Source organism: Streptomyces hirsutus (assembly GCF_001418415.1).
GTDB lineage: Bacteria > Actinomycetota > Actinomycetes > Streptomycetales > Streptomycetaceae > Streptomyces > Streptomyces hirsutus.
In genome coordinates this window covers 20461-31591 of sequence record NZ_LIQT01000485.1, presented here as the reverse complement: position 1 = coordinate 31591, position 11131 = coordinate 20461, and the positions used below count along the sequence as shown (strand labels likewise).

General features: G+C 70.4%; 9 protein-coding genes and 2 pseudogenes. 1 reads left to right on the top strand and 10 read right to left on the bottom strand.

What is annotated here, in order from left to right:
• On the top strand, nt 1-536 hold a 536-nt coding region (locus AOK11_RS31915), incomplete at its 5' end, for a peptidoglycan DD-metalloendopeptidase family protein (protein ID WP_055597177.1).
• Nucleotides 537-582: 46 nt separating this feature from the next.
• On the opposite strand, the gene AOK11_RS31910 is transcribed toward AOK11_RS31915, so the two are convergent.
• The 10 genes and pseudogenes from AOK11_RS31910 to AOK11_RS31865 form a co-directional block, all read right to left on the bottom strand.
• Nucleotides 583-1140, bottom strand: a complete 558-nt coding sequence (locus AOK11_RS31910; RefSeq protein ID WP_055597172.1) for a TetR/AcrR family transcriptional regulator — start codon at nt 1138-1140, stop codon at nt 583-585.
• 145 nt (nt 1141-1285) lie between these two features.
• Entirely contained in the window at nt 1286-2128 is an 843-nt protein-coding gene (gene whiG, locus AOK11_RS31905; RefSeq protein WP_055597171.1) for an RNA polymerase sigma factor WhiG, read from the bottom strand.
• A 346-nt stretch (nt 2129-2474) separates the two neighbouring features.
• On the bottom strand, nt 2475-3686 hold the full coding sequence (gene dprA / locus AOK11_RS31900; RefSeq protein WP_079035218.1) for a DNA-processing protein DprA: 1212 nt from the start codon (nt 3684-3686) through the stop codon (nt 2475-2477).
• A pseudogene (locus tag AOK11_RS31895) lies at nt 3683-4327 on the bottom strand (ATP-binding protein); the annotation flags it as partial. The pseudogene AOK11_RS31895 and the gene dprA, both read right to left, overlap by 4 nt.
• A gap of 275 nt (nt 4328-4602) precedes the next feature.
• Entirely contained in the window at nt 4603-5172 is a 570-nt protein-coding gene (locus AOK11_RS31890; protein WP_055597170.1) for a dihydrofolate reductase family protein, read from the bottom strand.
• Nucleotides 5173-5206: 34 nt separating this feature from the next.
• Complete coding sequence (locus tag AOK11_RS31885; RefSeq protein WP_055597169.1) at nt 5207-5623, bottom strand: hypothetical protein; 417 nt, start codon at nt 5621-5623, stop codon at nt 5207-5209.
• A complete protein-coding gene (locus AOK11_RS31880; RefSeq protein WP_055597168.1) occupies nt 5616-6194 on the bottom strand; it encodes a DUF6262 family protein in 579 nt (192 codons plus the stop codon). The genes AOK11_RS31885 and AOK11_RS31880 overlap by 8 nt, the downstream gene beginning before the upstream one ends.
• A 9-nt stretch (nt 6195-6203) precedes the next feature.
• On the bottom strand, nt 6204-8822 hold the full coding sequence (locus tag AOK11_RS42295; protein WP_206188970.1) for a tyrosine-type recombinase/integrase: 2619 nt from the start codon (nt 8820-8822) through the stop codon (nt 6204-6206).
• A 5-nt stretch (nt 8823-8827) separates the two neighbouring features.
• On the bottom strand, nt 8828-10021 hold the full coding sequence (locus AOK11_RS31870) for a site-specific integrase (RefSeq protein WP_240497566.1): 1194 nt from the start codon (nt 10019-10021) through the stop codon (nt 8828-8830).
• Between the two features lie 117 nt (nt 10022-10138).
• Nucleotides 10139-11131: pseudogene (locus AOK11_RS31865) on the bottom strand (YifB family Mg chelatase-like AAA ATPase); the annotation flags it as partial.

Here is an 11131-nt window from a genome sequence, read left to right as displayed (position 1 = left end):
CGGCTGGGGCTGGGGAGACGGCTCCAGTACCCGGGGCCGGGGCGCCGGACGCCGAGGCCGGAGTGCCGGCCGTCGGACGGGTCTGGCCCGTGGGAGTACGGCCCCGGGTACTGCGGGGCTGGGAACCGCCGGAGACCAGGTACGGGCGCGGGCACCGGGGAGTGGACCTGGCGGCGGCGCCGGGGACGCCGGTGCGGGCGGTGGCGGCGGGCCGGGTCTCCTTCGCCGGGCAGGTGGCCGGGCGGGGCGTCGTCTCGGTGGAGCTGTCGGGCACGGGGACGCCGCCGCTGCGTACGACCTACGAGCCGGTCCTCCCGTCGGTGGAGAGAGGGGCCGAGGTGGCACCGGGCGAGGTGATCGGCGCGGTGGCGGCGAACGACCCGGCGAGGAGCCCCCACTGCACGGCCCCCTGCCTTCACTGGGGCCTGCTCAGAGCGGACGTCTACCTCGACCCGCTCGCCCTGCTCCCGCCCTGGCTCCTGCGCCACGGCCCGCCGAGGCTCCTCCCGGTCCTCGGCCTGCCGGTACCCGGGTGACCGGCCGGGCGGGCGACGGGAGGCCGGTGCGGCGGGGCGGTGGTCGTCAGGGCCGGACGCCGCGCAGGGTCATGGCGACCGCTGCCTCCGTGATCGCCTCCGGGTGTTCGGCGGCGCCGAGTTCGATGCGGCGCACCGCCGCGTCGACCACGCCCTGGAGCAGCATCGCCGCGAGCCGGGGCTGGTCGTGCCCCAGGTCGCCCAGGGCCTCGACGATCATCGCGATGAGGCCGCCGTGTGCCGCGCGGATCTTCTCCCGGGCGCCCGCGTCGAGTTCGCTCGCGGAGATCGCCACCACGGCCCGGTGACGCCGGTCCCCGACCAGTTCCAACTGCTTGCGGACATACGCCTCGATCTTGGCCTCGGCTCCGTCGGCCGCGGCCATCGCCGTCTCCACCTCGGCCGCCCAGACCGGGAAGTCGACCTCGCACAGTTCCTCGACGACAGCCGCCCGGGACCGGAAGTACTCGTAGACGGACGAGCGCGCCAGGCCCGTGCGCTCGGCGAGGGCGGGGAAGGTCAGCGCCTCCGTACCGCCCTCGGACAGCAGGGAGCGTGCCGCGTCCAGCAAGGCGGCGCGTTGCATCGACCGGTGCTCGGCCACGGAGGCCGCTCGAATCCTTGGCACGCCACCACTTTACGGACGCGCCGCGCGAGGCGGGAGCCCTCCGGCCGAAACCGCAGGTCGGACGGCCCTATCCCACCGACGGGCCCGGTGTGGGCTCGGACCGCAGGCCGAGCCGGCCGGCTCAGCCCCGGAAACTCGCCAGCTTCGCCCTGAGCTGGAGTACGGACTTGGTGTGGATCTGGCTGACCCTGCTCTCGGTGACCCCCAGCACATGGCCGATCTCGGCCAGGGTGAGCCCTTCGTAGTAGTACAGCGTGACCACCGTCTTCTCCCGTTCCGGGAGGGTGTTGATCGCCCGTGCCAGGAACCGTCGCAGTTCCCGGTCCTCGGCCACTTCCACCGGGTTGTCGGCGGTGGTGTCCTCCAGGGTGTCCATCAGGCTGAGCCGGTCGCCGCCGTCGCCCCCGGCATGCAGCAGCTCCTCCAGGGCGACGACGTTGGCGAGCGACAACTGGCTGAAAATCGCGTGCAGCTCGTCCACGGCGATGCCCATCTCGCCGGCGACCTCGCTCTCGGTCGGCGTACGCCTGAGCCGCGCCTCCAGCGTCGCGTACGCCCGCTCCACCTTGCGCGCCTTCTGCCGCACCGAGCGCGGAATCCAGTCCAGGGCCCGCAGCTCGTCGATCATCGCGCCCCTGATGCGGGTGATCGCGTAGGTCTCGAACTTGATCTCCCGGTCGACGTCGAACTTCTCGATCGCGTCGATCAGCCCGAACACCCCGGAGGAGACGAAGTCCGCCTGGTCGACGTTGGGCGGCAGCCCCACGCTGACCCGGCCCGCGACGTACTTCACCAACGGCGAGTAGTGCAGGATCAGCTGCTCCCGCAGCCGCTCGTCGCCCGTCGCCTTGTACGACCGCCACAGCTCGTCGAGCGTCGAGGGAGCGGGCGGCCGCACGCTGCCACCGTCGCGGGCGGCTGGGTGGATCGCCGCCCGGTCGGACCCGGAGGTGTGCTGGGGCATTCGTCGCCTTGTGCCGTTCTGCAGTGGACTGGTACTGCCTGGTGAGCTGTCTGTCTGATGCCGAGCTGTCCGTCTGTGCTGCCTGCCCGTATCGCCTGCGGTATCGCCGGCCGGGCGTTCCCCCTCGCTGCCGCTCCATGCCGGCGTTCCGCGCCGAGACGCCTGTGAGCGTAGCGTGACTAAGGGGTCGCGGTGTGCGAGGGAATGAGGTCGGGGCGGGTGCGAGGGCCTCCCGCACGCCACTCCACCGGGTGAACCACGTCGCTCTGCGTGATCACCCGGGTGCTCCAACTGACGTATTTTCCAAGGGCTGTAGCCGTTCCCCCGGACGGCCGAACACCCTCCGTCAGGGGACCCCTGAACCGTCGTCGGCCGGAATCACCGCCTGGCGTGTCAACTTCCAGCCGTCGCCGTGTCGTTCGACGTAACCAAGTGCTCGCAGTTCGTACAGTCTCGCGATCGCGTCGTCCCGGGTGGTCCGCGCGTCGCGCGCGATCCCCTCGGCGAGGGCCGCGCCGCGCGCGGGCAGGGCGTCGAGGACCTGGCGGGCGGTGGGTTGCAGCAGGTCCCGGGGCAGCACCGGCCCGCGGCGTTCCGGGGCCAGTTCGCCCATGTCCCCGACCAGTTCGACGATCTCCGCGGCATCGGTGACCAGCACCGCGCCCTGCCTCAGCAGTTCGTGCACCCCGGCCGAGCGCCCGCTGGTGGCCGGCCCCGGTACTCCCATCGTGTGACGTCCGAGGCGCCCGGCCGCCCTGGCGGTCACCAGGGAGCCGCTGCGGTGCGCGGCCTCGACGACCACGGTGCCCCGGGTGAGCGCGGCGATGACCCGGTTGCGGAGGATGAACCTGCTTTGAGTCGGGTGATCGCCGGGCGGCAACTCACCGATGACCAGACCTTGTTCCGCGATCCTGGTGATCAGTCCGGTGTGTCCGCGCGGGTAGGGCCGGTCGACGCCGCAGGCAAGGACGGCGACGGTGGCACCGCCCGAGCCGAGCGCTCCGCGGTGAGCGGCGCCGTCGACCCCGTAGGCGCCGCCGGAGACCACGACCCAGCCGCGCTCGGCGAGCTCGGCGGCGAGGGTGGCGGCCATGTGGGCGCCGTACTCGGTGCAGGCGCGGGCGCCGACGACGGCGACCGAGCGCAGCGCCCACATCCGCAGGTCGGCGGGGCCGCGCACCCACAGTCCGACGGGCCGGCCGTCTCCCAGGTCGTCGAGCTGCCGGGGCCACTCGGCCGTGCCGGGGTACACGAACCGCACCCCGGCGTCCCGCGCGACGGCGAGATCCCGGCCGGGGTCGGCCCGCTCGGCCCTCGCCAGCAGCCCGGCCCAGCGCCGGCCGCTCGCCCCCGGCAACGGCCGGCCCCCTGCCCGCAGCCGCTCCGCCACCTCCCGCGCGCCCAGCTCACGCACCCACCGCCCACCGGTCTCGTCGCCGGGTTCGACGACACGCGTGAGAAAGATCCGGGCAAGGAGTTCGCCGTCCCCGGGCCCGTCCACCGGCCCGTCCACCGGTCCGTCCACGGGCTCGGCGGCGAACTCGGCGGCGCCGCTCATGTCAGCGCCCCGATCGCCATGGGCACCCCGCGCGGGACGCCGGTGCGCAGCTGCAGTGCGAGGGCGACGTCCCTGGCGTCGGGCCGGTCACGGCCGACCAGGTCGGCGACGGTCCACGCGACCCGCAGCACCCGGTCCAGTCCGCGCGCGCTGAGCACGCCTCGCTCCAGGCTCCGCTCGGCTTCGTCCATCGCGCCGGGGGCCGCGTGCCAGCGGTTGCGCAGCTCCCGTCCGGGGATGTCGCTGTTGGTGCGCCACGGGGTGCCCGCGAGCCGCTTCGCGGCGCGCTCCCGGGCCGCGCGCACCCGGCCGGCGACCGTGGCGGTGGACTCGCCGCAGGCTCCGTCGGCGGTCAGTTCGGCGCGGGTGACGCGTTCGGCCTCGACCCGCAGGTCGACCCGGTCGAGCAGCGGGCCCGACAGCCGGGCCTGGTAACGGCGGATCGACGAGGGCGGGCACTCGCACAGGGTTTCCTTCGGCGAGAAGCGGCCGCAGGGACAGGGGTTGGCGGCGAGCACCATGAGGAACCTCGCCGGGAAGCGCACCATGCCCGAGCTGCGCGCGATGACGACGTGCCCGGCCTCCAGCGGCTGGCGCAGGGCGTCCAGGGCGTGGCTGCCGAACTCGGGGGTCTCCTCGACTTTACCGACTCTCAGAGTGTCCGTATCGGACCTGACCTGAGGTGATGCGTCACGTAGGTGTTCGCGACGTGGTGACGGCCGTTTCTCCGACGGCTGCTTCGAGTGCGCCCGCGTGCGTGGCTAGTGCCACGTCAGGCAACGTTTGCCCTGTCCGCTACCGGCACCTCGGGGTGACGTCCCCCGTCGATATGTCCGCGTGTTCGGGGCACGGCCAGCGCGACCCCGAGCCGTCGTTCCGTCGCGAGGGAGCGGCGAACGTGCCAGGATAAATCACGTCAAGCCGTAACTCGCGTGGGCCGGTATCGCTGGGCGACCGCCCCCGACCGGAGCTCATGGCGGTCCACGGGCTCAAGCTGGATGCGCTCGCGCAGACCGGCGAGCAACGTCGGCCCGTGTCCGGCAAGGACCGGCTGCACAAGGAACTCGTACTCGTCGATCAGTCCCAGATCTGCCAACGCCAGGGGGAGCGTCACGCCACCCACCCACAGGCCCTCGCCTGACTCCTGCTTGAGCCGCTGAACCGCTTGTCCCAAGTCGCCTCGCACCAGCTCGGCATTCCAATCGACCCCGCTCAGCGTGCTCGACACGACGTACTTCTTCGCCCGGTCGATGGTCTCGGCGAACGGGATCTGCCACTCATCCATCCAGTCGGGCCACGTGTCCGTGGCCGGCTTCCGCCACACCGACTCCATCATCTCGTAGGTCACCCGGCCGAATAGCAGGGCATCGGCTCGCTCCATCTCAGCGGTCCAGTAGCGCATCGACTCCTCGTCCGGGGGGAGCCCTGCCTCGTGATGGCAGCAACCATCGAGCGTGACGTTGATCGAGTATCGAAGTGGTCTCATCTCGTTGCTCTCCCTTGATGCGCGCAGCGCGTTTTCACCGGACCGTACTTAGACGACTGTCGGCGCCATTTCTCATCGGCGCCCGATCCCACCTACTCAACACCGTCGTGATGCGAACCAGACCGCAGACCGAGCGCGCGACCGATTCGGCGCTCGGGGCGTTCAGGTTCGCAACGGGACAGCACCCATAACGCTCGACTTCGATACACGGTGCCACGTCACCTACCGTCGGCTCAGGGTCAACGACGAACATCGCAAACGTTGCCTGACGCGGCACTAGGACCGCGCTGAGCGATTCGGCGGCCGGGCTGAATCCGAAGTGGTCGTCCATGGCGTCGCCGACTTCCTCGTCGCAGTCGTCGAAGAACTTCTCGAACTGCCGGAGGAGCTTGGCGAGGGATTCCGCCTCCTGCCGGGGGATGTTGACCTGGTCCTGGCTGGGGTCAGTCACGGGATGCTGTCTTCAGTTCGAGGAGTTCGACTTCGAGGTCGGCGACGCGCTTCTCCGTGAATCGGAGGTTGGAGCGTGCGCCTTGGAGCCGTTCCTGGAGCGATCGATGCTCCTGCGTGACCAGGTTGAGCTGGCGCTTGAGCGTCGTGTTCTCGGTGAGGAGTTGCTGGACGGACTCGCCAGGGACCATCTGCTCGGCGTCGCGAAGGTGCCCCATGAGCTCGCCGATCCGTTGCCGCTGCGTGAGGATCTCCTTCTGGGCCTGGGACAGGCCCTCCTCAGCGTTAAGCGCTCGTTCGCGCCAGGTCGCCTCGACTCGGTCGTGTTCCTCCCGGGTGCGGTGGTCGTGGCGGCTCTTGCTGGCGGCGACGGCGTTCTGGGCCAGTGCGCGAGCGTCGGCGTTCTCGTAGAGGAACGTGGCGGAGACGTCCGCGCGGTCGGCGATCGCCCGGACGGTGAGTCGTCCGCGTTCGCGGCGGAGCTGGCCGATCGCCTTCTCGACCTGCCCGAGCTTGTCCTTTGTCTGCTGGCGGCGTGCGGCCGTGGCGGCCGCGGTCTGGGTGGTGGTCACGGGGGCGCCTCACTCGGGTGCTTCGATGGCGTACTCGTCGTCGAGTTCGAGGTCGTCGACGTCGGCTTGGCGGGCGAGTTCCTCGGCGCGGAAGGCGGAGGACCAGACCCGGCCGAAGTAGTCCTGGGGCCGTCGGAGGTCCAGGGCGAGGGCTTCCTCGAGCAGGCCGACCGCTGCGAGGGCCCGCTCCAGGCCGTCGATCGCGCGGGCGGTGGGCTCGAAGAGTTTGTGCATGTAGTCGCGGGTTTCGTCGTGCGAGGACCCTTCGGCGAGCATCCGCCACTGTTCGCGCTTGCGGCGCCAGTAGACGAGGTCGGCGCCGGACATGACGAACTCGGTGCAGGAGTGGCAGTTGAGCTTCCAGGGGCAGGCGTCGCCGTCGACGACCGGTTGGTAGGTGCAGAAGCCGCCCTCGGCTGGGGTGGATTTGCGGGTGAGGTCGATGAGCATCGCCTCGGCTTCGTCCCTGGTCATCGGCTCGCTGCCGGAGAGCACGATGCCCGGCTCGAGTGCTCCCGGTCCGCTGGTCCAGACCGCGTAGAGGGCGTCGTTGAGCTTGGGGTCGGTGTTAGCGATGTGGGTGTAGTGCTCGGCCATCGCCTCGGAGACCTGTCCGAGGTAGCGCTTGACCTGCGAGAGGTTGGCGCCGGCCTTGAGGAGGTTGGTGGCCAGCGTGTGGCGGGCCTGATGGGGGACGGCTTTGCCGATGTCGAGCGTGAGGACCCAGGTCTTGAACAGGGTGTGGAACCAGCCGTAGCCGCAACCTTTGAGGAGCTCTCGGTTGGTGTGCTTCCTGGGGAACAGGGCGAGTTCGAGTCGTTCCTCGGGGGTCGGCGGGCGGCCCTTGCGCTGGACGAATCGTGCGATGGTCTTGGCCTGTCGTGCCTCGATCCGCTGGTAGAAGCGTTCGGGGATGCGGATGCCCTCGTCGATGTTCCCGACCTTGGTCTGGTCGTGCCAGAAGATCGGGACCTTGCCGACGCGGCTGATGCATTCCAGGCGGACGTCGAGGACCTCGGTGCACCGGCGTCCGGTGACGATCAGGCCCTCCCAGACGTCCCGCAGTCCGCGGTCCTCGACGTCCATCGCGTCCAGTGCCTCGAGGTTCTGCTCGTTGGCGAGTGCGCGGGCGACCTCGTCGGAGAAGGGCTTGCGGCGTCCCTTGGTCTTCGGTCCGAAGGGCAGAGCGAGGACGAAGCGGCGGTCCAGGCCGAGGCGTTCGATCTCGCCGGTTTCCAGGCCGGATCGCAGGACCCGGCGGGCGCCGTCGAAGATCGTGGCCATCGTGCCGGGGGTGGCGATGCCGTTCTCCAGGGACTTGCCCTTGGCCCTCTGGCCGAGAGAGGGCAGTTTGTTCCGGACCCGCTGGCGTTGGTCGGCCACGAAGCCGATCATGTGGGCTTCGGTCAGCAGGGCCGGGTCGTGGCCGCCGATCGGGGCCTCAATCTCCAGGTAGGCGCTGAGCTCGTTGCAGCCCCGGCGGTCGAAATCGAAGGCGGCCCGGGAGCGATTGTGGCCGGCGAGGAGGCGGGCGGCCATCAGGTCCCAGCACATGTCCCGCAGCCAGCGCTGGGTGATGCGGGTGAGGTCGATGTGGCTGCGGGCCTTGGGGAAGCGGATGCCGAAGTGCTCGGTCTCGATGAACCCGGCGTCCTTGGTGTCCTCGCGGGTGAAATAGATCAGCCGCAGGTAGTGGTGCATCACCTTGACGAGCTGGAGCGTGTGCTGGCTGCAGGCGTCGAGATCGAGGTCGGCCATCGAGTTCACGTCCTGGCGGCGGCACTCGTCGATGACCCGCTGGATCCAGGAGACGGGCCAGACGCTGCCTTCCTCGCCCTGGGTGTGGTGGAAGATGCACCACTTGATCTCGGCCTTGATCAGCGGGCGCAGACCCAGCAGTGTCAGATTGCCGTTGACGCGGTGCGGAGGGTCCTGCTCGTCGCACCACTTGCGGAACGCGACCTCGTCGTCGTAGCTGACCGCGACCGGCTTGCCGGTCTTCGCCAGCTCGCGGCTCCAATACCTCGGCAGCCGGGCTCCGCCGGGATGCCCGTGGCGGACGTAGCTGGTGCGGTGGCGGTGACACAGCTGCAGGGGGTGGTCGGCGCCGTAGGGGCAGGACCGCACCCGGCAGGGGCCGAACCCCACGAACGGTCGAGCCTGGCCCAGCCAGTCCTCGAAAGCGGCCTCCTGCTGGTGCTTCTTGCGCAGGTAGCGGCGGTGGGCACTCCATTGCTGACCGTGGAAGTAGCAGAGCTGGGTCTTGCTGCGGGCCGGAACGTCAGGGCAGACGAGGCAGGGCGGAGGGATCAACCAGGCCCGGGGTTTCTTGGGCTGGGCGCTGGCCAGGAAGTCCGTGATGTTCCCTCCGGCCTTCCGGACGTCCCTCCAGTCGTCGTGGTGTTCCTTGCAGTAGTCGAAGTGCGCGTCGCGGGTGCGTTCGCAGTCTGTGACGCCGCAGCCCCAGCCGTAGACCGGGTGATCGCGCGGGATGTGCATCACGTCGGGTCGGAAGACCGAGTCGAAGTTCGGTGCCGTGATCAGCGCGGTCAGCACTTCGAGCCGGTCGCGCGTCGTGCGACTCGCCGTCCGAGGATCCGGGACGGGCAGCAGCAGCGGTCTCGCCACCGCGGTCACTCTTCCTCACCCCACACCTTGTTGAGCGCGGTGACGAACTGCGGAGAGTGCAGGTCAGGATGCCCGTAGACCTCGTCGACCATCTGTGCCGAGGCCCAGTTCCCGACGGCCTTGGCCACGTGTGGATCGTTGTCCGTGACGTCCATGACGTTGTTCGTGAACTGGTGCCGGAAGGCCTGCGGCTTGATCCGGCCCGGCAGATCGGCCCGGCGGCCGGCTCGCCGCAGCATCCCGCGTGCCGCGTCCGCCGACCACGGTTCGCCGCGACGCGGACCGGACAACTGGATCAGCAGCATGCCGTGGCCTGCGGCGAACTGGGCGTACTCCGTCGTCATGTACTCGTAGTAGCTGCTGACCATGGCCGGGCTGACCCGGTAGATCTCCCCCTTGGTGATCACCCCGTCGACCATCGCCCAGTCCGGCTTGATCTTCGCTGCCGCCCCGTTCACGTTGCCCCACCGGTGGCAGACGTGGATGTGCGGGCTCTGGCAGTCGCCGCACGGTGCGTTGTCGCGCAGGTGCAGATCGACCAGGTGCAGTCCGGTCAGGCCGCCGATGCGCAGGCTCGTGTCGGACAGCCAGGTCACGACCATCCTGTCCCGGGCGGTGTTCACCACGTCCATCAGCTCGGGCCGGGTCCCGTTCGGCAGCATCTTGGGGTGGCGGCGCCGTGTCCCTCCTTTCGGGGCCAGCGGGTTGGCCGGCATCGAGGTCTTCACGTGCCCCAGGAGGGCCCGGTTGCGGTCGGCCTGGGTGGGCAGCCGCCGGGTGTCCAGCGCGTCCCTCAGCTCGGGGTTCACGCCGCGGACGGCGCACTGGTGAAGGTAGAAGCCCTTCAGGCATGCCGCGAGGACCTGCAGGGCGGGCGTCTGGTAGGGGCGTTTCGGCGGCACCCGCCACGGTTGCCCGTACGGCATGTTCACCTGGGCGCCCACCGCCCCCTGGTACCTGAACAGGTCGAGGATCGTGATCGTCTCGGTGGTCAGACGCTCTCGAACGCGCCAGCGCATGTGATCAACGAGGTAGTAGGCGTACGTCTTCTGGGAGCCGCTGCCCTCGTGCGTACGCAGGTAGCTGTCTGCTTCCTCGTCCACCGTGACGTCGGGCCACACGATCGTGTACGACCAACCGCCCCCGGCCCGAGCCATCTTCTGTACCCGCAGGTCCCCCAGGACCACCGAGCTTCTCACCCGTTCTCCTCACTCGCATTCGACACGTCACGAAGGCAACAAGGCAGCTCGGTAAACAGACACGAGACGTGGGACTTAACCACTCAAAAGAACGACCCGAAGGCCCAAACCGTGATCGGTAAAGTCGAGGAAGAGCACGCCCCGGTGCGCGAGCGACACGGCTCCGGGGCGGGCCATGCCGGGGCCGCCGCCGACGAGCGCCTGCAGGGTGGCCGAGTGGTGCGGGGCACAGTAGGGGGCGGTGTCGATCAAGGGCTTGTCCGGGGGCAGCAGGCCGGCCACCGAGTGCACGGCGGTGACCTCCAGGGACTCCTGCCGGTCGAGCGGGGGCAGGAGCGAGGGCAGCCGTTCCGCGAGCATGGTCTTGCCCGCGCCCGGCGGCCCCTCGAGGAAAAGGTGGTGCCCGCCGGCCGCCGCCACCTCCACCCCGGTCCGCGCCGGGAGCTGGCCGACGACGTCCGCGAGGTCGTGGCCGGTGTCGTACTGTGCCGCGGCGGCGCTGTGCATGCCGGTGGCCGCGCCGGCGCCGGGCATCCGCAGTCCGGCGAGGAGCGGGTCGGGTCGTCCCTGATGGGCGAGTTCCTCCTCGGGCACCGGCTCGTCGGTGAGGAAGGCGATCAGCTGGCGCAGGCTGCGGACGCCCAGCACGGACACGCCCGGCACCAGCGAGGCCTCGGCGGCGGCGCACTCGGGCACCACGACCTGTTCGTACCCGGCGTCGGCCGCCGCGACGACCGCGGGCAGCGTGCCCCGGACCGGCCGCACCCTGCCGTCCAGCCCCAGCTCGCCGATCATCACGAGGTCGGCGAGCACCCGCGGGTCGATCCGCTCGGCGGCCCCCAGGACGGCGCTGGCGACGGCGAGATCGAAGCCGCTGCCCGCCTTCGGGACCGACGCCGGGCTGAGCCCCACGGTGAGTTTCTTCTGCGGCCATTCCGCACCGGAGTTGACGACCGCCGCCCTGACCCGGTCGCGGCTCTCCGTCAGGCTCTTGTCCGGCAGCCCCACCAGCGTGAACGCCGCCACTCCCGGTTCCAGGTCGGCCTGGACCTCCACGACCACGCCCTCGACGCCGACCAGCGCCACCGAACACGTACGGGCGAACCCCAT

What these genes read in the sequence shown, in the direction of transcription:
- whiG (WP_055597171.1), bottom strand. Translation starts at nt 2,128, where the DNA reads ATGCCCCAGCACACCTCCGGGTCCGACCGGGCGGCGATCCACCCAGCC.
- dprA (WP_079035218.1), bottom strand. Translation starts at nt 3,686, where the DNA reads ATGAGCGGCGCCGCCGAGTTCGCCGCCGAGCCCGTGGACGGACCGGTG.
- AOK11_RS31890 (WP_055597170.1), bottom strand. Translation starts at nt 5,172, where the DNA reads ATGAGACCACTTCGATACTCGATCAACGTCACGCTCGATGGTTGCTGC.